Here is a 20,817-nt window from a genome sequence, read left to right as displayed (position 1 = left end):
TCAGGTCGAGGGCTTGGCCTGCGCCGTGCCCAGCGCGCGGCGCAGGCTGGCCAGGAAGGTCTCGGCGCGCTCGAAGCCGACCACGCGCACCGGCGCCTGGTTGCCCCGCGCGTCGAAGAAGATCGTGGCGGGCGGACCAAACAGGCTGAAGCGCTTGAGCAGCGCGCGATCATCGGCACCATCGGCCGTCACGTCGGCTTGCAGGAGCACGACATCGGCAAGCGCGGCACGGACCCGCGCGTCCGTGAAGGTCAGGCGCTCCATCTCCTTGCAGCTGACGCACCAGTCCGCGTAGAAATCGAGCATCACCGGGCGGCCGGTTGCGGTGGCGGCACGAACCGCCTCATCGACTTCCGATACGCTTTTCACGCGCTGGAACACCACGCCGCGGGCATCCGGCTGAGCGCCCGCCGATGCGCGCATCACCCCCGCCAGCGGCTGCAGCGGATCGCGCCCGCCCGCTGCCACGCCCACCAGTTGCACGGCCCCCGCCAGAGCCAGCACCACGCCAACCACCTTGCCCAGGCGCGGCAGCGGCCCGGCATCGGCGGGCAGGGAATCGAAGGTGCGCAGAAACACGGCCGCCGCAATCAGCAGCACGGCCCAGGCAACCATCGCCAGCCAGGCCGGCAGCACCGGCTGCACGATCCACAAGGCCACGCCCAGCAGAATGAACCCGAAGATGGCCTTGGTGACCACCAGCCAATAGCCGGCGCGCGGCAGCAGATTGCCCGCGCCCACGCCGACGAGCACCAGCGGCACCCCCATCCCGATGGACATGGAGAACAGCGCCGCGCCGCCCACCATCGCGTTGCCCGTCTGCGCGATATAGGCCAGCGCCCCCGCCAGCGCCGGCGTCACGCACGGCGAGACAATCAGCGCCGACAGCGCCCCCATGACAGCCGCCCCGGCCACCTGCCCCCCGCTCAGCCGGTTGGAAGCCTGCGTCAGGCGGTGGCGCCAAGCAGCCGGCAGCTGCAGCTCGTACAGTCCGAACATCGCCAGCGACAGCACCACCATCAGCGCCGCAAATGCCCCCAGCACCCAGGCGTTCTGCAGAGCCGCCTGCAGGCCCTGCCCCGCCAGGCCGGCCGCCACGCCGACCGCCGTATACACCACCGCCATCCCCAGCACATAGGCTACCGACACCGCCGCCGCGCGCATCCGCGTCGCATGCTCGCCGACCACGATGGCCGACAGGATCGGCAGCATCGGCAGCACGCACGGCGTAAAGGTCAGCAACAGACCGAGCCCCAAGAACAGTACGGCAATCGCCCCCAGATTGCCGCCGCCGAGCGTGCTTGCGATGCGGCCGCCCAGCGCGTCGCTCGATCCGGCAGCCTCAAGCGGCGCCGCCGGCGGTGCCAGGGACGCTGCCGCCGGTTCGACCCGGAAGCGGCTCTTCATCGGCGGGTAGCACACGCCCTGATCCGCGCAGCCCTGCGAAGTGACGATCAGCGAGAACGGGCTGGCCGCCTCCCGCGCCTTCACGCGAAACACGAGCGCATGGCGATACGTCTCGACATCCTTGTTGAAGGTCTCGTCGAATTTGACTTTGCCCGGAGGCAGTTCCAGCGGCGCGAACGTGACGGTGGCGGGATCCGCCGCGACAGCGAGCCGCTCACGGTACATGTAGTAGCCATCGGCAATCGCGAATTTCACCTCCACGGTCTGCCCGTCGATCTGCACCGCCGAAAAGCGGAACGCCTGTTCGGGCGGCAGAAAATCATCCGCGGCGCGGGCAGGCAGGGCGAGGGTCGCCATGGCGACCAGCAGCAGCCCCAGTTGCAGCAAACGGCGCAGAGGCAGGAATGCAGACAGCGTCATATCAGCGGCAATCAGACATCAAACAGTAGACCGGCCGGTCTCCCCGGCCACCCACGCCAGATAGGCAGGCAACCCGGCCGCGACCGGCACGGCAAGGATCTCGGGCACTTCATACGGATGAGCACGCCGAAGCGCTGCCTCCAGCCCAGGATACGCCGCCCGGGTGGTCTTGATCAGTAGCGGAATCTCCACCGCATGCTCGATGGCGCCGTTCCACCAATACGCCGATGCACACGCCGGCATGCGATTGACACACGCCGCGGCGCGGGATTCCAGCACGACCTTGGTGACACGGTCCGCGCTGTCGGCGTCGGGCAGGTTGGTCAGCACCAGCAGGACGTCGGTTTCGGATGACATGCAAGCTCCTCGTTCGCATCGGGCCGGACGCCCCCCGCCCGCCAACGGACAACAAAAAAGCCAGGACGTGAATCCTGGCTTCATTGTAATGCGCACCCTCGCGCGCATCTTTCCGAGGTCTGCGCCGCGACGACCCGCCGCACCGCAGACTCGCTCAACCTTACTCGGCAGCGGCTTCGGCTTCCACGGCCTCGGCGACTTCCGGACGGTCGACCAGCTCGACCAGCGCCATCGGCGCATTGTCGCCCTGACGGAAGCCGAACTTCAGGATACGGGTGTAGCCGCCCGGACGGGTCGCGTAGCGCGGGCCCAGTTCGGTGAACAGCTTGGTGACCATATCGCGGTCGCGCAGGCGGGCGAACGCCAGGCGGCGGTTGGCGACGGTGTCCTTCTTGGCCAGCGTGATCAGCGGCTCGACAACCTTGCGCAGCTCCTTGGCCTTCGGCAGGGTGGTCTTGATCAGCTCGTGCTGGAACAGCGAGTTGGACATGTTGCGCAGCATTGCGAGACGGTGCGCAGAGGTGCGGTTCAGTTTCCGCAGACCATGACGGTGACGCATGATGATTCCTTCTTCAGAGTGTTTGACCAGCTCTTCTATCGCCGTGATTCACAGCGCGGGCCGGTAGCCTTCGATATGCCGCCCAACCGCAGCGGCGGGAAAACCGGCCGATGCACACGCACCGGCCAGCAAACTGCTTCTTACTTCTCCAGGCCTGCGGGCGGCCAGTTCTCGAGCTTCATGCCGAGCGTCAGGCCACGCGAAGCGAGGACTTCCTTGATCTCGTTGAGCGACTTGCGACCCAGGTTCGGGGTCTTGAGCAGCTCGTTCTCGGTGCGCTGGATCAGGTCGCCAATATAGTAAATATTTTCGGCCTTCAGGCAGTTCGCCGAGCGAACGGTCAGCTCCAGGTCGTCGACCGGGCGCAGCAGGATCGGATCGATCTGCGGTGCACGGGCGGCAGCGGCTTCGGCAGCGCTCTCGGTTCCTTCCAGCGCTGCGAACACCGACAGCTGGTCGACCAGGATGCGCGCCGACTGGCGGATCGCTTCCTCGGGCGAGATCACGCCGTTGGTCTCGATGTTCATCACCAGCTTGTCGAGGTCGGTACGCTGCTCGACGCGCGCGGACTCGACGGCATACGACACGCGGCGCACCGGCGCGAACGAGGCGTCCAGCACGATGCGGCCGATCACCTTGCTCGACTCGTCGCCGAACTTGCGCACGTTGCCCGGCACGTAGCCGCGGCCTTGCTCGACCTTGATCTGCATATCCAGCTTGCCACCGGCCGACAGGCTGGCGATGACATGGCCCGGATTGATGATCTCGACATCGTGCGGCAGCTCGATGTCCGCCGCGGTGACCACACCTTCGCCTTCCTTGCGCAGCGACACCGTGACCTCGTCACGGTTGTGCAGCTTGAACACCACGCCTTTCAGGTTCAGCAGCAGGTTGACGACGTCTTCCTGCACGCCATCGATGGTGGAATATTCGTGGACGACCCCAGCGATCGTCACTTCGGTCGGCGCATAGCCAACCATCGACGACAGCAGCACGCGGCGCAGCGCGTTGCCGAGCGTATGGCCGTAGCCCCGCTCGAACGGTTCCATGACGACCTTCGCGTGATGATCGCCAAGCGGCTCAACCGCAATAATTTTGGGCTTCAGGAGTGCTGTTTGCATAGGTTGTCCTGTTTCAATACCCTCGGCTCGTTACACCGATAAGGCTGACGGATTGGACTGGAAAGAATCCGCCGCATACTGCGCGACGGAAGACGCGCGTGCCGCAAACGCGTTGCGGCACGTGACGATTCGGATTGGTTCAGCGCCAAGACACAGCCGGCGCACAACCACGATGTCGTTGACGATGAACGTCCCCAAAAGGCGCATCCGATGCCCGCGCCAGGCGGCACGGGCCTCGTCATTAACGCGAATACAGTTCGACGATCAGGCTTTCGTTGATGTCGCCTGCGATGTCGCCACGATCCGGCGCCTGCTTGAAGGTGCCTTCCATCTTCTTGGCGTCCACGGCAACCCAGCCCGGGAAACCCGTCTGCTCGGCCAGCGACAGCGACTCGGCGATGCGAACCTGCTTCTTCGACTTTTCGCGGATGGCAACCACGTCACCAGACTTGATCTGGGCCGACGGCACGTTCAGAGCTTGGCCGTTCACCAGGATCGCCTTGTGCGACACCAGTTGGCGCGCTTCTGCACGGGTCGAACCGAAGCCCATGCGATAGACGACGTTGTCCAGGCGGGATTCCAGCAGCTGCAACAGGTTTTCGCCGGTATTGCCCTTGCGGCGATCGGCTTCAGCGAAATAGCGGCGGAACTGACGCTCCAGCACGCCGTAGATGCGCTTGACCTTCTGCTTTTCACGCAGCTGGTTGCCGTAGTCGGACGTGCGAGCACCGGAAGTGCGGCCATGCTGACCAGGCTTGCTGTCCAGCTTGCACTTGTCGGCGAGCGAGCGACGTGCGCTCTTCAGGAAAAGATCAGTACCTTCGCGGCGAGACAGTTTCGCCTTGGGGCCGGTATAGCGTGCCACGTTGCGTTCCTTCGTTATCAGTCATCCGCGACGCTCGACGCCCCGGATGGTCCGCCAGCCGATCCCACAAACGGACCGCGGCGAACAGTGGACTTATGAAAATGACGAAACCCGCCTTCCGGAAAACCCGGAAGACAGGTTAGCAGGTGAGTATATCACCCGCAGACCGACCTCGCCAGCAACCCAGCGCGGCCGGCCGAGCCGCTTAGATGCGGCGGCGCTTCGGCGGACGGCAGCCGTTGTGCGGCACCGGCGTCACATCCTCGATCACCTGAATCTTGATACCCAGGTTGTTCAGGGCGCGGACAGCCGACTCGCGACCCGGGCCCGGGCCCTTGATGCGCACTTCCAGGTTCTTGATGCCTTGATCCTGAGCCACACGGCCGGCGCTCTCGGCCGCAACCTGCGCGGCGAACGGCGTCGACTTGCGCGAGCCCTTGAAGCCCTGGCCGCCCGACGTCGCCCACGACAGGGCGTTGCCCTGGCGATCGGTGATGGTGATGATCGTGTTGTTGAACGACGCGTGAACGTGCGCGATGCCGTCGGCGACGTTCTTGCGAACCTTCTTGCGCGCGCGCTGGGCGGCGGTATTCGCTGCTTTTGCCATAGTTCCTATCCTTTACCCGACGGGATTACTTCTTGAGCGCGACGCCGGCCTTGCGCGGACCCTTGCGGGTGCGGGCATTCGTGCGCGTGCGCTGACCGCGCAGCGGCAGGCCCTTGCGATGGCGCACGCCGCGGTAGCAACCCAGATCCATCAGGCGCTTGATGTTCATCGTCGTTTCACGGCGCAGATCGCCTTCGACGAGGAACTTCTCGATTTCCTTACGCAGCGCGTCCTGATCCGGGTCCGTCAGGTCCTTGACCTTCTTGTCGGTCGGAATGCCAGTAGCCTCGCAAATCTTCCGAGCGCGCGAGCGGCCAATACCGTAGATCGCCGTCAGGCCAATCACGGTATGTTTGTGGTTGGGGATGTTGACCCCTGCGATACGTGCCATTCGTCAATCCTCTTTGCGAAATTAGCCTTGGCGCTGCTTATGACGCGGGTCCGACGAGCAGATCACACGCACCACGCCCTTGCGCTTGATGATTTTGCAGTTGCGGCAAATGCGCTTAACAGAAGCCAGCACTTTCATGATTTTCCTCTTCCTTCAATTCCAGTCCGCTCACTTCGCCCGGAATACGATGCGCGCGCGGGACAGATCATACGGGGTCAATTCGACCGTCACCTTGTCCCCGGGCAAGATGCGGATGTAATGCATACGCATCTTGCCGGAAATATGGCCCAACACTACATGGCCGTTTTCCAGTTTGACGCGGAACGTCGCGTTGGGGAGGTTTTCCTGCACCTCGCCCTGCATCTGGATCACGTCGTCTTTAGCCATGTCTCTTCAGCTTCGTGCGATCGCCCTAGCTAACGGAGCGTCAGGTTGCCCTTGAAATTCGCCTTCTTCATCAAAGACTCGTACTGCTGAGACATCACGTACGACTGCACCTGCGCCATGAAGTCCATCGTGACAACCACGATGATCAGCAGCGACGTTCCACCGAAGTAGAACGGCACGTTCCAGCGCAGTACCAAGAACTCCGGCAACAGACACACCAGCGTGATGTAAATCGCACCAGCCAGGGTCAGACGCACCAGAATCTTGTCGATATACCGCGTGGTTTGCTCACCCGGACGGATCCCCGGAATGAACGCCCCACTCTTCTTCAGGTTATCCGCCACTTCGCGGCTGTTATAGACCAGCGCGGTGTAGAAGAAGCAGAAGAAGATGATTGCCGCCGCATACAGCAGGATGTACACCGGCTGGCCCGGCGACAGCGTCGACGCCAGATCCTTGACGAACCGTGCAACCGGATTCGTCGAGTTGCCGGCAGTGAACCAGCCCGCGATCGTGGCCGGGAACAGAATGATCGACGATGCGAAGATCGGCGGAATCACCCCAGCCATGTTCAACTTCAGCGGCAGATGCGACGACTGACCGCCATAGATCTTGTTACCGACCTGCCGCTTGGCATAGTTGACGAGGATCTTGCGCTGGCCGCGTTCAATGAACACCACCAGGAACGTCACCGCGCCAATGATCGCCACCACCAGAATCGCGGAGAAAATTCCCATCGACCCCGTGCGCACCAGTTCGAACAGCCCGCCGATGGCGTTGGGCAACCCTGCTGCGATCCCGCCAAAGATGATGATCGAGATGCCGTTGCCCAGACCACGCTCGGTGATCTGCTCACCCAGCCACATCAGGAACATCGTGCCCGTCACCAGCGTGATCACGGCCGTCGCCCGGAACATCAGGCCCGGGTCCAGCACCAGACCAGGCTGCGCCTCAAGCGCCACCGCGATGCCCAGCGCCTGGAAAGTCGCCAGGACGACCGTACCGTAGCGCGTGTATTGCGTAATCTTGCGCTGGCCAGCCTGCCCTTCCTTCTTCAGCGACTCCAGCTGCGGCAACACGATCGTCAGCAGCTGCATGATGATCGATGCCGAGATATACGGCATGATCCCCAGCGCAAATACCGTGAAGCGCGAGAGCGCGCCGCCGGAGAACAGGTTGAACATCCCGAGGATGCCACCCGACTGCCGTTGGAAAAGCTGCGCCAGTTGGTCCGGATCGATGCCAGGCACAGGGATGTGCGCGCCGATCCGGTACACCAGCAGTGCCAGGACCAAGAACACCAGCCGACGGCGAAGATCGCCGTACTTGGCCGTGTTCTTGGCCTGCGCCATCACATTAGGTTTCGCCGTGGCCAAACGGATGCTCCGACAGTGTCAAACAGCAGGCTTTACGCCAGCGAGCCACCAGCCGCTTCGATTGCGGCCTTCGCCCCAGCCGTCGCGCCCAGGCCCTTCAGGGTCACCTTCTTGTCGATCGAGCCCGACAGGATCACCTTGGCGCTCTTGACCAGCTCGCCCACCAGACCGGCTTGCTTCAGGGTCAGCAGGTCGATTTCAGCGACCGGCAGGCCCGCCAGGTCGCCCAGGCGCACTTCCGCGGTGAATTCCTTGGTCAGCGAAGTGAAACCACGCTTCGGCAGACGACGATGCAGGGGCATTTGGCCACCTTCAAAGCCGACCTTGTGGAAACCACCCGAACGCGACTTCTGACCCTTGTGACCACGACCAGCCGTCTTGCCCAAGCCCGAGCCGATACCGCGACCGACGCGGCGCTTGGCGTGCTTGGAGCCGGCTGCCGGCTTCAGGTTATTCAGTTGCATGTTCTTCTCCGTCTTGCCTTAGCCGATGACCTTGACCAGGTAGGACACCTTGTTGATCATGCCGCGCACTGCGGGCGTGTCCTGCAGCTCGGACACCGAGTTCAGGCGGCGCAGGCCCAGGCCGCGCACCGTAGCGCGGTGGTCTTCGCGCGTACCGATCAGGCTGCGCACGAGTTGGACTTTCACGATTTTCTGCGACATATCGTTCACCTATCCCTTCGGCTTAGCCGAGGATCTCTTCGACCGACTTACCGCGCTTGGCAGCGATTTCGGCCGGGGTGCTCATCTTGCGCAGGCCGTCCAGCGTTGCGCGCACCATGTTGTAAGGATTGGTCGAACCGTGCGACTTGGTCACGATGTTCGTCACACCCATCACTTCGAAGATGGCGCGCATCGGGCCGCCGGCGATCACGCCAGTACCTTCCTTCGCGGGCGCCATCAGCACCTTTGCGGCGCCGTGCTTACCGATCACTTCGTGTTGCAGCGTGCCGTTCTTCAGCGGGACCTTGACCATCTTGCGACGGGCTTCGTCCATTGCCTTCTGCACGGCCACGGGCACTTCCTTCGCCTTGCCCTTGCCCATGCCGATACGGCCGTCGCCGTCGCCGACCACGGTCAGAGCAGCGAAACCGAGAATCCGGCCGCCCTTGACCACCTTGGTCACGCGGTTGACCGCGATCATCTTCTCGCGAAGACCGTCGTCGCGCTCGTCCCCTTGGACCTTAGGTTGAATTTTTGCCATGACGATATCCTCTATGCCGGCTTAGAACTTCAGGCCAGCTTCGCGAGCCGCGTCGGCCAGGGCCTTCACGCGACCGTGATAACGGAAACCCGAGCGATCGAACGCCACTGCTTCGATGCCGGCAGCCTTCGCCTTTTCGGCGATACGCTTGCCCACCAGGGTAGCGGCGGCGGTGTTGCCACCGTTGCCGTTCAGTTCCTTGCGGACTTCGGCTTCCGCCGTCGAGGCCGAGGCCAGGACCTTGGTGCCGTCTTCAGAGAAGACCTGCGCATAGATGTGCAGATTGGTACGGTGCACGGCCAGGCGAGCAACATTCAGCTCCGCAATCTTCAGGCGGGTCTGACGTGCACGGCGCAAACGAGAGTCATTCTTGTTCATGATGTGCACCCTTACTTCTTCTTGGTTTCCTTCAGGATCACGCGCTCATTGGCGTAGCGCACACCCTTGCCCTTATAGGGCTCAGGCGGACGATAGCCACGCACTTCGGCGGCGACCTGACCAACTTTCTGCTTGTCCGAACCCTTGATGATGATTTCGGTCTGCGTCGGCGTTTCCGCCTTCACGCCTTCCGGCATCTCATGGATCACGTCATGCGAAAAACCGAGCTGCAGCTTCAGGGCGGCACCCTGGAGCGAAGCACGATAACCCACACCGACCAGCGTCAGCTTGCGCTCGAAGCCCGTCGTCACGCCCTTGACCATGTTGGCCACCAGCGCGCGCATCGTGCCTTGCAGCGCATTCGCTTCACGCGACTCATCGGCCGGCGAGAAGGTGATCGTGCCGTTGTCGATGACAACCTTGACCAGGTTGTGGATCGCCTGCGTCAACGTGCCCAGCGGGCCCTTGACGGTCAGCAGACCGCCAGCAAAATTGACTTCCGCACCTTTGGGCAGTGCGATGGGAGCCTTACCTACGCGAGACATGCTTCCCTCCCTTAGGCGACATAGCAAATGACTTCGCCACCGACACCGGTCGCGCGCGCACGGCGGTCCGTCATCAGACCTTGCGGGGTCGAGATGATCGCGACGCCCAGGCCGTTCATCACTTGCGGGATTTCGTTACGGCCCTTGTACACGCGCAGGCCCGGCTTCGAGACGCGCTCCAGGCGCTCGATGACCGGACGGCCGGCGTAATACTTCAGACCAATCGTGAGGGAGGCCTTACCACCCTGCTCGGTCACGGCGAAATCGTCGATGTAGCCTTCGTCCTTCAGGACCTTGGCGATGGCCACCTTCAGCTTCGACGACGGCATGACCACCGACGCTTTTTCCACCGCTTGCGCGTTGCGAATACGCGTCAGCATATCGGCGATCGGATCGCTCATGCTCATACTGTTTCTCCTGTAGCCTGTGCGTAATTACCAGCTGGCTTTGGTCAGACCCGGGATTTCGCCCTTGAGGGCGATCTCGCGGAGCTTGTTGCGCGCCAGGCCGAACTTACGGAACGTACCGCGGGGACGACCGGTGATCGAACAGCGATTACGCTGACGGGTCGGGTTGGCGTTGCGCGGCAGCTGCTGCAGCTTCAGACGCGCTTCGTAACGCTCTTCTTCCGACTTGCTTTGGTCGGCCACGATGGCTTCGAGAGCGGCACGCTTTTCAGCGTACTTCGCCACGAGCTTGGCACGCTTCTTTTCGCGTTCGATCAGAGACAATTTAGCCACGGTAACCCCTTAATTGCGGAACGGGAACTTAAACGCGGCGAGGAGTGCCTTCGCTTCCTCGTCGCTCTTCGCGGTCGTCGTGATGCTGATGTTCAGGCCACGAAGTGCGTCGATCTTGTCGTACTCGATTTCGGGGAAGATGATCTGTTCCTTCACACCGATGTTGTAGTTACCACGACCATCGAACGCACGACCCGAGACACCGCGGAAGTCGCGCACGCGCGGCAGCGACACGGTGATGAAACGGTCCAGGAATTCGTACATGCGTTGGCCACGCAGCGTGACCATCGTGCCGATCGGGTAACCCTGGCGAATCTTGAAGCCGGCGATAGCCTTGCGGGCCTTCGTCACGACGGGCTTCTGGCCAGCGATCTTGGTCAGGTCGCCGGTGGCGTGCTCGATGACCTTCTTGTCATTCACGGCTTCGCCAAGACCCATGTTCAGGGTGATCTTGGTGATGCGCGGCACTTCCATCACGGACTTGTAGCCGAACTGCTTGATCAGTTCCGCTACGACCTTCTCTTTGTAAAACTCTTGCAGACGCGCAGTCATGCTCAACTCCTTTTTATCGCCCAGAATCAAGCACCGACGGCGGCACCGGTGGTCTTGAGCACGCGCGTCTTCACGCCGTTCTCGACCTTGATGCCGACGCGCGACGGCTTGCCATTGGCATCCACGAGCGCAACGTTCGAAATATGGATGGGCATGACCTTGTCGACCACACCACCCGTGGTACCCAGCATCGGGTTCGGGCGCACGTGCTTCTTGGCAACGTTCACGCCTTCCACCGTCACGTGCTCGCCGAGCACGGCCAGCACGGTACCTTGCTTACCCTTGTCCTTGCCGGTGCGAACGATGACGCGATCGCCCTTGCGAATCTTGTTCATGCGGCCTCCGATTACAGCACTTCCGGCGCGAGCGACACGATCTTCATGAAGCGCTCGGTACGGAGTTCGCGAGTGACCGGCCCGAAGATACGGGTGCCGATCGGCTCAAGCTTGGTGTTCAGCAGCACGGCGGCATTGCCGTCGAACTTGATGAGCGAGCCGTCAGGACGGCGCACGCCCTTGGCGGTACGGACCACCACGGCGTTGTAGATGTCGCCCTTCTTGACGCGGCCACGCGGGGCAGCGTCCTTGACGCTGACCTTGATGATGTCGCCAACGCTAGCGTAGCGACGCTTCGAACCGCCCAGCACCTTGATGCACATCACTTCACGCGCACCCGTGTTATCGGCCACTTCGAGCCGGCTTTCTGTCTGAATCATGGTGTTCTCGTCCCAACTTAATTCGCCAGCGCGCACAATGCACAGAGGCGATCAGTCTTGGTCCCGCCAGCCGCTGACATTGCGCCAGCTGCGATTGGGTTGATCAACTTGAAGTCGGTAGCTGCCTGACGACACGTGCCGCCCGGCCCATTCGATTCCTTCCGCGCGAGTGGCTGGCCCGGTAGACCGACCACCCCCACAAAGGGAAAGACCGAGACTATAACACATAATCTCGGTCTTACAACAGCAAACTGCCTGACTGTTGTTTTAGATCACGCGTGCGGCTTCCACCAGACGCGACACCACCCAGGCCTTGGTACGGGAGATCGGACGCGATTCCACGATCTCGACACGGTCGCCTTCCTTGTACTGGTTGGCTTCGTCGTGCGCATGGTACTTCTTGGAGCGCACCACGTACTTGCCGTACAGCGGATGCTTGACACGGTTCTCGACCAGGACCGTCACGGTCTTGTCCATCTTGCTGCTGACAACGCGGCCAACGAGCGTGCGCTTCAGGGACGTTGCGGCTTCAGTCATTTCTGGCTCCCTTTCTCGCCCAGCACAGTGCGGACACGCGCGATGTCACGACGCACCTTCTTCAGCTGGCTGGTGTTCTGCAGCTGTTGCGTCGCCTTTTGCATGCGCAGACCAAATTGGGCCTTCAGCAGCTCGGAGAGCTCCTGGTTCAGCCCTGCGACGTCTTTGTCGCGCAGTTCGGATGCTTTCATGGTGTGTATTCCTTACGTTCCGACCTGACGCACCACGAAGCTGGTCGCGATCGGCAACTTGGCGGCCGCCAGGCGGAACGCCTCGCGAGCCAGTTCTTCGCCGACGCCGTCCATTTCGTACAGCATCTTGCCCGGCTGAATTTCAGCCACGTAGTACTCGGGGTTGCCCTTACCGTTACCCATACGGACTTCGGCCGGCTTCTTCGAGATCGGCTTGTCCGGGAAAATCCGAATCCAGATGCGGCCGCCACGCTTGATGTGACGGGTCATCGCACGACGGGCCGACTCGATCTGACGCGCGGTCAGACGGCCACGACCCATCGCCTTCAGGCCGAATTCACCGAAAGAAACCGCATTACCGCGCGTTGCGATACCGGTGTTGCGGCCCTTCTGCTCCTTGCGATACTTTCTACGCTTCGGTTGCAGCATGTTTATTCTCCAGTCTTGGCGTCGGCGCCGCCGGAACGGCGGCCACCTGCGCCAGCACCGCGGCGCTGACCACCCGGGCGACCCTCGCCCTCACGGCGACGGCCTTCCGGACGACCCGGACGCTTGCGACGCTCTTCTTGCGGCTCTTCCACGACGGGCGCGTCGTTGCGACCCAGGTGGTCGCCCTTGTACACCCACACCTTGACACCGATGATGCCGTAGGTAGTTTCCGCTTCGGAGAAGCCGTAGTCGATGTCGGCGCGCAGCGTATGCAGGGGCACACGGCCTTCGCGATACCACTCGGTACGGGCGATTTCGATGCCGTTCAGACGGCCCGAGCTCATGATCTTGATGCCCTGGGCGCCGAGGCGCATCGCGTTCTGCATCGCGCGCTTCATGGCGCGGCGGAACATGATGCGGCGCTCGAGCTGCTGCGTGATCGAGTCGGCGATCAGCTGCGCATCGACTTCCGGCTTGCGGATTTCTTCGATGTTCACGTGCACGGGCACGCCCATGCGACGCTGCAGCTCAGCCTTCAGCAGTTCGATGTCCTCGCCCTTCTTGCCGATCACCACGCCCGGACGCGAGCTGTAAATGGTGATGCGTGCATTCTTGGCCGGACGCTCGATGACCACGCGGCCCACCGAAGCGTTCTTCAGCTTCTTCTTCAGAAACTCGCGAACTTCGATGTCTTCCTTGAGCATGCCCGCAAACTGGGTATTGCTGGCGTACCAACGCGAAGCCCAGTTACGGCTGACAGCCAGACGGAAGCCAGTCGGATGAATCTTCTGTCCCATCGTGACCCCTTAATTGCCCAGCGTCACAGTGATGTGACAGGTTTGTTTCTCGATGCGGTTGCCGCGGCCCTTCGCACGCGCGGTGAAGCGCTTGAGCGAGGTGGCCTTGTCGATGTAGATCGACTTGACCTTCAGCTCGTCGATGTCGGCGCCTTCGTTGTGCTCGGCGTTCGCGATGGCGGACTCCACCACCTTCTTGACGATGACAGCAGCCTTCTTCGGGCTGAACGCCAGAACGTTGAGCGCACGCTCGATCGGCAGACCACGGATCTGGTCAGCGACCAGACGCGTCTTCTGTGCGGAGATACGGGCGCCGCGATGAATCGCTTTAACTTCCATGATTGCCCCTTATCGCTTCGCTTTCTTGTCGGCAGCGTGGCCCTTGAACGTGCGCGTGAGCGCAAATTCGCCGAGCTTGTGGCCAACCATGTTTTCCGTGACATACACGGGGACGTGCTGACGGCCGTTGTGCACAGCGATCGTCAAACCGATGAAGTCCGGCAGAATGGTCGAGCGACGCGACCAGGTCTTGATGGGCTTCTTGTCCTTGCCGCCCGCCGCCGCTTCCACCTTCTTCAGCAGGTGGGCGTCAATGAACGGACCCTTTTTTGCGGAACGAGTCATATCTTATGCTCCTACCTACCGATTAACGCTTGTGACGGCGTTGCACGATCATGCTGGTCGTGCGCTTGTTACTACGGGTGCGGTAACCCTTGGTCGGGGTACCCCACGGCGACACCGGATCGCGACCGGCAGCGGTCTTGCCTTCACCACCACCGTGCGGGTGATCCACCGGGTTCATCGCCACGCCGCGAACGGTCGGGCGAATACCACGCCAACGAGTTGCACCGGCCTTGCCGATTTGGCGCAGGCTGTGCTCTTCGTTGCCGACTTCACCGATGGTCGCGCGGCACTCGATGTGCACGCGGCGGACTTCACCCGAGCGCAGGCGCACTTGAGCGTAGATGCCTTCGCGAGCCAGCAGCACGGCGGAGGTGCCAGCCGAACGGGCGATTTGCGCGCCCTTGCCCGGCAGGATCTCGACGCAGTGAATCGTCGTACCGACCGGGATGTTGCGGATCGGCAGGTTGTTACCGGCCTTGATCGGCGCTTCCGGGCCGTTGGCCACGGCTTGGCCGACCACCGCGCCCTTCGGGGCGATGATGTAGCGGCGCTCGCCATCGGCGAACAGCACGAGCGCGATGTTGGCGCTGCGGTTCGGATCGTATTCCAGGCGTTCGATCTTGGCCGGGATGCCGTCCTTGTCGTTACGCTTGAAGTCGACGATACGGTAGTGATGCTTGTGACCACCGCCCTTGTGACGGGTGGTGATGTGGCCGTTGTTGTTACGGCCGGACTTCTGGAATTGCTTTTCCAGCAGCGGCGCGTGCGGTGCGCCCTTGTGAAGGTCGGGATTGACGACCTTCACCATCGAGCGGCGGCCCGGCGATGTCGGCTTGGTCTTGACGAGTGCCATGATTACTTGGCCTCCGCTTCAAAATTGATTTCCTGGCCCGGCTTCAGCGAGACATAGGCCTTCTTCACGTGGTCACGACGACCCATGAAGCGACCAAAGCGCTTTTGCTTGCCCTTCTGGTTCAGGATCTGGACGGACTCGACTTCAACCTTGAACAGCAGCTCGACAGCAGCCTTCACTTCGCCCTTGTTGGCGTCGCGAGCCACTTCGAACACGACTTGTTCGTTCTTGTCGGCGACCAGGGTTGCCTTTTCGGACACCACGGGCGACAGCAGCACCTGCATCAGGCGATGGTCGTTCTTGGCAACTTGCGTCATTTCAGCAACTCCTCGATCTGCGCGACGGCTGCCTTGGTCACGAGCACCTTCTTGTAGTGCACGAGCGACAGCGGGTCGGCGTGACGCGGCTCAACCACCAGCACGTGCGCCAGGTTGCGCGATGCCAGGAAGAGGTTTTCGTCCAGGTTATCGGTGATCACGAGCACCGAATCCAGGCCCATGGCGCGGAACTTGTCGGCCAGCAGCTTGGTCTTGGGCGCGTCGACGGACAGGCTGTCGACGACATTGATGCGGCCTTCGCGGGCGAGCTGCGAATAAATCGAGCGCATGCCGGCGCGGTACATCTTCTTGTTGACCTTCTGCGAGAAGTTCTCTTCCGGGCTGTTCGGGAAAATACGACCACCCCCGCGCCACAGCGGCGAGGAGCTCATACCCGCACGGGCGCGGCCCGTACCCTTCTGGCGCCACGGCTTCTTGGTCGTGTGCTTGACCTCTTCGCGGTCCTTCTGCTTACGGTTGCCGCTGCGTGCGTTGGCTTGGTAAGCGACAACGATCTGGTGCACCAGGGCTTCGTTGTAATCGCGGCCGAACACTTCGGGCGAGGCGGAAACGCCGGTGCCGAGTTGGCCGTCTGCTTGCAGGAGCTTCAGTTCCATGCGATCGCCCCTTTACGCTGCAGCCGCAACTTGCGGCTTGGCCTTGACGGCCGGACTGACGACAACAAAACCGCTCTTCGCGCCCGGAACGGCGCCCTTGACGAGCAGCAGCTTGCGCTCTGCGTCGATGCGAACGATCACCAGGTTCTGCACCGTACGGGTGACGTCACCCATATGACCGGTCATGCGCTTACCCGGGAACACGCGGCCCGGATCCTGCGCCATACCGATCGAACCCGGCACATTGTGCGAACGGGAGTTACCGTGCGAGGCACGGCCCGACGAGAAGTGGTAGCGCTTGATCGTACCGGCATAGCCCTTACCGATCGTCGTGCCTTGCACGTCGATCTTCTGGTCAACCGAGAACAGGTCCACGTCGATGGTGTCGCCGAGCTTCAGCTCAGCGGCTTTGGTGGCGTCGATGCGGAATTCGACGATGATTTCACCGGCTTCCACGCCGGCTTTGGCGAGGTGGCCCGCCAGCGGCTTGGTGACGCGGCTGGCGCGTCGGGTGCCGAAGGTGACTTGTACCGCGGTGTAACCGTCGGTCTCGTCCGTCTTGATTTGCGTCACGCGGTTGCCGCCGACCTCGAGCACGGTGACGGGAATCGAATCGCCGTCATCCGTGAAAACACGGGTCATGCCAACCTTGCGACCTACAAGGCCAAGGCTCATGGTTTGCTCCATTCCCAGCTGCGATTGGCCGGGGCTGATTGATACTACGAATCTTGAACTGGGCCGCGCCAAAAGAGACAGCGCGAGGCCAAAATGGCCAGCCCACTCCCCTGACTAAAGGGGTAGCCCTACACTATATCCCGGCTGCGGTATATGTGCAAGCGCGATTGGCGCGGCGCGCATGCGGGTGTGGCGCCCAGCACGACATGGCGCCGCAAAAGCGAAACGGCGGGCACATGGCCCGCCGTTTCACTCGATGCCAGCGTCAACCGGCAGCGTTGTCTTGCTTACTGCAGCTTGATCTCGACATCCACGCCAGCCGGCAGATCCAGCTTCATCAGCGCGTCGACGGTCTTGTCGGTCGGATCGACGATGTCCATCAGGCGCTGGTGGGTGCGGATTTCGAACTGGTCGCGGCTGGTCTTGTTGACGTGCGGCGAGCGCAGGACGTCGAAACGCTGGATGCGGGTCGGCAGGGGCACCGGGCCCTTGACGATCGCGCCGGTGCGCTTGGCGGTCTCGACGATCTCGGCGGCCGACTGGTCGATCAGGCGATAGTCGAAAGCCTTCAGGCGGATACGGATCTTCTGGTTCTGCTGCATGATGATTCCTTAAAGAGCGTGGCGGACGGTGCCGCCGGAGATTGAAAGAGCGATGCAACAAGCGGCGCGCCCCACCCGTTGCCGGGAGCGGCGCACCCGCCCGCCTTACTCGATGATCTTGGCGACGACGCCGGCGCCGACGGTACGACCGCCTTCACGGATGGCGAAGCGCAGGCCTTCTTCCATGGCGATCGGGGCGATCAGCTTGACGGTGATCGACACGTTGTCGCCGGGCATGACCATTTCCTTGTCCTTCGGCAGCTCGATCGAGCCGGTCACGTCGGTCGTGCGGAAATAGAACTGCGGGCGATAGTTGTTGAAGAACGGGGTGTGACGACCACCTTCGTCCTTCGACAGGATGTAGACCTCGCCGGTGAAGTGCGTGTGCGGCTTGATCGAACCCGGCTTGCACAGCACTTGGCCGCGCTCGACGTCTTCGCGCTTGGTGCCGCGCAGCAGGATACCGACGTTGTCGCCAGCCTGACCTTGGTCCAGCAGCTTGCGGAACATTTCCACGCCGGTGCAGGTGGTCTTCTGCGTGGCCTTGATGCCGACGATTTCGATTTCTTCGCCGACCTTGATGATGCCGCGCTCGATACGGCCGGTCACCACGGTGCCGCGACCCGAGATCGAGAACACGTCTTCCACCGGCATCAGGAACGTGCCGTCAACAGCGCGCTCCGGCGTCGGGATGTACGAGTCCAGTGCGTCGGCCAGGTTCATGATGGCCACTTCGCCCAGCTCGCCCTTGTCGCCTTCCAGCGCCAGCTTGGCCGAACCCTTGATGATCGGGGTGTCGTCGCCCGGGAAGTCGTACTTGGAGAGCAGCTCGCGCACTTCCATTTCGACCAGTTCCAGCAGCTCAGCGTCGTCCACCATGTCGCACTTGTTCAGGAAGACGATGATGTACGGCACGCCGACCTGGCGGGCCAGCAGGATGTGCTCACGCGTTTGCGGCATCGGGCCGTCAGCGGCCGAGCACACCAGGATGGCGCCGTCCATCTGGGCGGCACCGGTGATCATGTTCTTGACGTAGTCGGCGTGGCCCGGGCAGTCGACGTGTGCGTAGTGGCGGTTGGCCGTTTCGTACTCGATGTGCGCGGTGTTGATCGTGATGCCGCGTGCCTTTTCTTCCGGTGCTGCGTCGATTTCGTCGTACTTCTTCGCTTCGCCACCGAACTTGCTCGACAGCACCGTCGCGATTGCTGCCGTCAGCGTCGTCTTGCCGTGGTCAACGTGACCGATCGTCCCAACGTTCACGTGCGGCTTGGTCCGCTCGAACTTTTCCTTTGCCATGTCAGCTCCTCAATTCGGAATCGCTAGATTGCTAGATTTGGATGGGGACGACCGCACACGCGATCGCCCCTAACGCGTTGATTACTTCGTGCCCTTGGCGGCCATCACAGCTTCGGCGATGTTCTTCGGTGCCTCGGAGTAGTGCTTGAACTCCATGGTGTACGTGGCGCGGCCTTGCGTGGCCGAGCGCAGCGACGTGGAGTAGCCGAACATTTCCGACAGCGGGACTTCGGCCTTGATGATCTTGCCGCCGCCCACCATGTCGTCCATGCCCTGCACGATGCCGCGGCGGGACGACAGATCGCCCATCACGGTACCGGTGTAGTCTTCCGGCGTTTCCACTTCCACAGCCATCATCGGCTCAAGCAGAACCGGGCTGGCCTTGCGCATGGCGTCCTTGAACGCCATCGAACCAGCCATGCGGAACGCGTTTTCGTTCGAGTCCACGTCGTGGTACGAACCAAACGTCAGCGTGACCTTCACGTCCACCACCGGGAAGCCGGCCAGGATGCCCGAGGGCAGCGTGTCGACGATACCCTTTTCCACCGCCGGGATGTATTCGCGAGGAATCACACCGCCCTTGATGGCGTCGACGAACTCGAAGCCCTTGCCCGGCTCTTGCGGTTCCAGCGTAATCACAGCGTGACCGTACTGGCCGCGGCCGCCCGACTGCTTGACGAACTTGCCTTCGACGTCTTCGGCCTTTTTGCGAATGGTTTCGCGGTAAGCCACCTGCGGAGCGCCAATGTTGGCTTCCACGCCGAATTCGCGCTTCATGCGGTCGACCAGAATTTCGAGGTGGAGCTCACCCATGCCCGAAATGATGGTCTGGCCCGATTCTTCATCGGTACGCACGCGGAACGACGGATCTTCTGCGGCCAGGCGGTTCAGGGCGATGCCCATCTTTTCCTGGTCGGCCTTGGTCTTCGGCTCGACGGCCTGCGAGATCACCGGCTCCGGGAACACCATGCGCTCGAGCACGATCGGGGCGGTCGGGTCGCACAGCGTATCGCCCGTGGTGGCGTCCTTCAGGCCCACCGCTGCGGCGATGTCGCCGGCCAGCACTTCCTTGATTTCTTCGCGCTGGTTGGCGTGCATCTGCAGAATACGGCCCAGGCGCTCCTTCTTCTGCTTGACCGGGTTGTACACGGTGTCGCCCGAATTGATCTTGCCCGAGTAGACGCGGAAGAAGATCAGCTGGCCAACGAACGGGTCGGTCATGATCTTGAACGCCAGTGCCGAGAACTTCTCGTTGTCGTCGGCCTTGCGCTCGAGCTTCTTCTCGTCGTCGTTCTCGTCGACGCCCTTGACCGGCGGAATGTCGACCGGCGACGGCAGGAAGTCGATCACGGCGTCGAGCATACGCTGCACGCCCTTGTTCTTGAACGCGGTGCCGCACAGCATCGGCTGGATTTCGCAGGCGATGGTACGGTCACGCAGCGCCTTGACGATCTCGGCGCGGGTCAGCTCTTCGCCGCCCAGGTACTTTTCCATCAGCGCTTCGCTGGCTTCGGCGGCGGACTCGACCATCTTCTCGCGCCATTCTTCAGCGGTGGCTTGCAGCTCGGCCGGGATGTCCTTGTATTCGAACTTGACGCCCTGGCTAGCCTCGTCCCAAATGATCGCCTTCATCTCGAGCAGATCGACGACGCCCTGGAAGCCGTCTTCAGCGCCGATCGGCACCACCACGGGCACCGGGTTGGCCTTCAGGCGGGTCTTCAGCTGATCGTAGACCTTGAAGAAGTTCGCGCCGGTACGGTCCATCTTGTTGACGAATGCCAGACGCGGCACGCCGTACTTGTTGGCCTGACGCCAGACGGTTTCCGACTGCGGCTGCACGCCACCCACGGCGCAGTACACCATGCACGCGCCGTCCAGCACACGCATGGAACGCTCCACCTCGATGGTAAAGTCCACGTGGCCCGGGGTGTCGATGATGTTGAAGCGGTGCTCGGGGTAGTTGCCGCCCATGCCCTTCCAGAAGGCGGTGGTCGCAGCGGACGTGATGGTGATGCCGCGCTCTTGCTCCTGCTCCATCCAGTCCATGGTGGCAGCGCCATCATGCACTTCACCGATCTTGTGGTTCACACCGGTGTAGAACAGGATCCGCTCGGTCGTGGTGGTCTTGCCGGCGTCGATGTGAGCGGAAATACCGATGTTACGGTAGCGCTCAATGGGGGTCTTACGAGCCACGGTTAATCCTCTGATTCGTCAACGGGGCGCCGCCACACATGGCGAGCGCCCCTAATACAA

The 20,817-nt window shown here is 62.3% G+C and carries 33 protein-coding genes; all 33 read right to left on the bottom strand.

Annotated features, from left to right (window positions below):
* Complete coding sequence (locus GO999_RS01965) at window positions 1-1,827, bottom strand: protein-disulfide reductase DsbD (RefSeq protein ID WP_211906509.1); 1,827 nt, start codon at window positions 1,825-1,827, stop codon at window positions 1-3.
* A gap of 18 nt (window positions 1,828-1,845) precedes the next feature.
* Window positions 1,846-2,184, bottom strand: coding sequence for a divalent-cation tolerance protein CutA (cutA, locus tag GO999_RS01960; protein WP_019718902.1), 339 nt, complete (start codon window positions 2,182-2,184; stop codon window positions 1,846-1,848).
* Between the two features lie 160 nt (window positions 2,185-2,344).
* Window positions 2,345-2,743 carry a 50S ribosomal protein L17 gene (rplQ, locus tag GO999_RS01955; RefSeq protein WP_011002897.1) on the bottom strand — a complete coding sequence of 133 codons (399 nt, stop codon included), beginning with the start codon at window positions 2,741-2,743 and terminating at the stop codon, window positions 2,345-2,347.
* A gap of 140 nt (window positions 2,744-2,883) precedes the next feature.
* Window positions 2,884-3,864: a DNA-directed RNA polymerase subunit alpha gene (locus GO999_RS01950; RefSeq protein WP_011002898.1), complete on the bottom strand. Its 981-nt coding sequence runs from the start codon at window positions 3,862-3,864 to the stop codon at window positions 2,884-2,886.
* Between the two features lie 241 nt (window positions 3,865-4,105).
* Window positions 4,106-4,729: a 30S ribosomal protein S4 gene (gene rpsD / locus GO999_RS01945; RefSeq protein WP_011002899.1), complete on the bottom strand. Its 624-nt coding sequence runs from the start codon at window positions 4,727-4,729 to the stop codon at window positions 4,106-4,108.
* Window positions 4,730-4,934: 205 nt separating this feature from the next.
* Window positions 4,935-5,336, bottom strand: a complete 402-nt coding sequence (gene rpsK / locus GO999_RS01940) for a 30S ribosomal protein S11 (protein ID WP_011002900.1) — start codon at window positions 5,334-5,336, stop codon at window positions 4,935-4,937.
* Between the two features lie 25 nt (window positions 5,337-5,361).
* A complete protein-coding gene (rpsM, locus tag GO999_RS01935) occupies window positions 5,362-5,727 on the bottom strand; it encodes a 30S ribosomal protein S13 (protein ID WP_011002901.1) in 366 nt (121 codons plus the stop codon).
* Between the two features lie 21 nt (window positions 5,728-5,748).
* Window positions 5,749-5,865, bottom strand: coding sequence for a 50S ribosomal protein L36 (gene rpmJ / locus GO999_RS01930; RefSeq protein WP_003264141.1), 117 nt, complete (start codon window positions 5,863-5,865; stop codon window positions 5,749-5,751).
* 30 nt (window positions 5,866-5,895) lie between these two features.
* The gene (infA, locus tag GO999_RS01925; RefSeq protein ID WP_011002902.1) at window positions 5,896-6,114 is read right to left on the bottom strand and encodes a translation initiation factor IF-1; all 219 of its coding nucleotides are present in this window, start codon (window positions 6,112-6,114) and stop codon (window positions 5,896-5,898) included.
* A gap of 29 nt (window positions 6,115-6,143) precedes the next feature.
* Window positions 6,144-7,466: a preprotein translocase subunit SecY gene (gene secY / locus GO999_RS01920; protein WP_016725254.1), complete on the bottom strand. Its 1,323-nt coding sequence runs from the start codon at window positions 7,464-7,466 to the stop codon at window positions 6,144-6,146.
* A gap of 56 nt (window positions 7,467-7,522) precedes the next feature.
* Window positions 7,523-7,954, bottom strand: a complete 432-nt coding sequence (gene rplO / locus GO999_RS01915; protein WP_011002904.1) for a 50S ribosomal protein L15 — start codon at window positions 7,952-7,954, stop codon at window positions 7,523-7,525.
* An 18-nt stretch (window positions 7,955-7,972) separates the two neighbouring features.
* Complete coding sequence (gene rpmD / locus GO999_RS01910; protein WP_011002905.1) at window positions 7,973-8,155, bottom strand: 50S ribosomal protein L30; 183 nt, start codon at window positions 8,153-8,155, stop codon at window positions 7,973-7,975.
* Window positions 8,156-8,177: 22 nt separating this feature from the next.
* Window positions 8,178-8,696: a 30S ribosomal protein S5 gene (gene rpsE / locus GO999_RS01905; RefSeq protein WP_011002906.1), complete on the bottom strand. Its 519-nt coding sequence runs from the start codon at window positions 8,694-8,696 to the stop codon at window positions 8,178-8,180.
* A 21-nt stretch (window positions 8,697-8,717) separates the two neighbouring features.
* Window positions 8,718-9,074, bottom strand: a complete 357-nt coding sequence (rplR, locus tag GO999_RS01900; protein ID WP_009241896.1) for a 50S ribosomal protein L18 — start codon at window positions 9,072-9,074, stop codon at window positions 8,718-8,720.
* A gap of 11 nt (window positions 9,075-9,085) precedes the next feature.
* A complete protein-coding gene (gene rplF, locus GO999_RS01895) occupies window positions 9,086-9,619 on the bottom strand; it encodes a 50S ribosomal protein L6 (RefSeq protein WP_011002907.1) in 534 nt (177 codons plus the stop codon).
* Window positions 9,620-9,630: 11 nt separating this feature from the next.
* Complete coding sequence (gene rpsH / locus GO999_RS01890; RefSeq protein ID WP_011002908.1) at window positions 9,631-10,026, bottom strand: 30S ribosomal protein S8; 396 nt, start codon at window positions 10,024-10,026, stop codon at window positions 9,631-9,633.
* A gap of 27 nt (window positions 10,027-10,053) precedes the next feature.
* On the bottom strand, window positions 10,054-10,359 hold the full coding sequence (gene rpsN / locus GO999_RS01885) for a 30S ribosomal protein S14 (RefSeq protein WP_211906508.1): 306 nt from the start codon (window positions 10,357-10,359) through the stop codon (window positions 10,054-10,056).
* A 9-nt stretch (window positions 10,360-10,368) separates the two neighbouring features.
* A complete protein-coding gene (gene rplE, locus GO999_RS01880) occupies window positions 10,369-10,911 on the bottom strand; it encodes a 50S ribosomal protein L5 (protein WP_003264131.1) in 543 nt (180 codons plus the stop codon).
* A gap of 26 nt (window positions 10,912-10,937) precedes the next feature.
* Window positions 10,938-11,246, bottom strand: coding sequence for a 50S ribosomal protein L24 (rplX, locus tag GO999_RS01875; protein WP_011002909.1), 309 nt, complete (start codon window positions 11,244-11,246; stop codon window positions 10,938-10,940).
* A gap of 11 nt (window positions 11,247-11,257) precedes the next feature.
* Complete coding sequence (rplN, locus tag GO999_RS01870) at window positions 11,258-11,626, bottom strand: 50S ribosomal protein L14 (RefSeq protein ID WP_003264129.1); 369 nt, start codon at window positions 11,624-11,626, stop codon at window positions 11,258-11,260.
* A gap of 267 nt (window positions 11,627-11,893) precedes the next feature.
* Window positions 11,894-12,163, bottom strand: coding sequence for a 30S ribosomal protein S17 (rpsQ, locus tag GO999_RS01865; protein WP_011002910.1), 270 nt, complete (start codon window positions 12,161-12,163; stop codon window positions 11,894-11,896).
* Window positions 12,160-12,354: a 50S ribosomal protein L29 gene (gene rpmC / locus GO999_RS01860; RefSeq protein ID WP_011002911.1), complete on the bottom strand. Its 195-nt coding sequence runs from the start codon at window positions 12,352-12,354 to the stop codon at window positions 12,160-12,162. Before rpmC ends, rpsQ begins: the two co-directional genes overlap by 4 nt.
* Window positions 12,355-12,366: 12 nt before the next feature.
* Window positions 12,367-12,783 (bottom strand): 50S ribosomal protein L16, encoded by a 417-nt coding sequence (rplP, locus tag GO999_RS01855; protein WP_003264123.1) that lies wholly within the window; start codon window positions 12,781-12,783, stop codon window positions 12,367-12,369.
* A gap of 2 nt (window positions 12,784-12,785) precedes the next feature.
* The gene (gene rpsC / locus GO999_RS01850) at window positions 12,786-13,580 is read right to left on the bottom strand and encodes a 30S ribosomal protein S3 (RefSeq protein WP_011002912.1); all 795 of its coding nucleotides are present in this window, start codon (window positions 13,578-13,580) and stop codon (window positions 12,786-12,788) included.
* 9 nt (window positions 13,581-13,589) lie between these two features.
* On the bottom strand, window positions 13,590-13,919 hold the full coding sequence (gene rplV, locus GO999_RS01845; RefSeq protein ID WP_011002913.1) for a 50S ribosomal protein L22: 330 nt from the start codon (window positions 13,917-13,919) through the stop codon (window positions 13,590-13,592).
* A gap of 9 nt (window positions 13,920-13,928) precedes the next feature.
* Window positions 13,929-14,204 carry a 30S ribosomal protein S19 gene (gene rpsS / locus GO999_RS01840; protein ID WP_011002914.1) on the bottom strand — a complete coding sequence of 92 codons (276 nt, stop codon included), beginning with the start codon at window positions 14,202-14,204 and terminating at the stop codon, window positions 13,929-13,931.
* 22 nt (window positions 14,205-14,226) lie between these two features.
* Window positions 14,227-15,057: a 50S ribosomal protein L2 gene (rplB, locus tag GO999_RS01835; RefSeq protein ID WP_011002915.1), complete on the bottom strand. Its 831-nt coding sequence runs from the start codon at window positions 15,055-15,057 to the stop codon at window positions 14,227-14,229.
* Window positions 15,058-15,059: 2 nt separating this feature from the next.
* Window positions 15,060-15,374: a 50S ribosomal protein L23 gene (gene rplW / locus GO999_RS01830; RefSeq protein WP_003264114.1), complete on the bottom strand. Its 315-nt coding sequence runs from the start codon at window positions 15,372-15,374 to the stop codon at window positions 15,060-15,062.
* Window positions 15,371-15,991: a 50S ribosomal protein L4 gene (gene rplD / locus GO999_RS01825; protein ID WP_011002916.1), complete on the bottom strand. Its 621-nt coding sequence runs from the start codon at window positions 15,989-15,991 to the stop codon at window positions 15,371-15,373. Before rplD ends, rplW begins: the two co-directional genes overlap by 4 nt.
* Before the next feature lie 12 nt (window positions 15,992-16,003).
* A complete protein-coding gene (gene rplC, locus GO999_RS01820) occupies window positions 16,004-16,666 on the bottom strand; it encodes a 50S ribosomal protein L3 (protein WP_011002917.1) in 663 nt (220 codons plus the stop codon).
* A 287-nt stretch (window positions 16,667-16,953) separates the two neighbouring features.
* Entirely contained in the window at window positions 16,954-17,268 is a 315-nt protein-coding gene (gene rpsJ, locus GO999_RS01815; RefSeq protein WP_003264110.1) for a 30S ribosomal protein S10, read from the bottom strand.
* Between the two features lie 105 nt (window positions 17,269-17,373).
* The gene (tuf, locus tag GO999_RS01810; protein WP_011002918.1) at window positions 17,374-18,564 is read right to left on the bottom strand and encodes an elongation factor Tu; all 1,191 of its coding nucleotides are present in this window, start codon (window positions 18,562-18,564) and stop codon (window positions 17,374-17,376) included.
* Window positions 18,565-18,645: 81 nt separating this feature from the next.
* Window positions 18,646-20,757 (bottom strand): elongation factor G, encoded by a 2,112-nt coding sequence (fusA, locus tag GO999_RS01805; protein ID WP_011002919.1) that lies wholly within the window; start codon window positions 20,755-20,757, stop codon window positions 18,646-18,648.
* Window positions 20,758-20,817: the final 60 nt, after the last annotated feature.

This window comes from Ralstonia nicotianae (genome assembly GCF_018243235.1).
Classification (GTDB): Bacteria; Pseudomonadota; Gammaproteobacteria; order Burkholderiales; family Burkholderiaceae; genus Ralstonia; species Ralstonia nicotianae.
The sequence above is the reverse complement of the archived record's forward strand: the minus strand, read 5'-3'. Positions and strand labels throughout refer to the sequence as shown.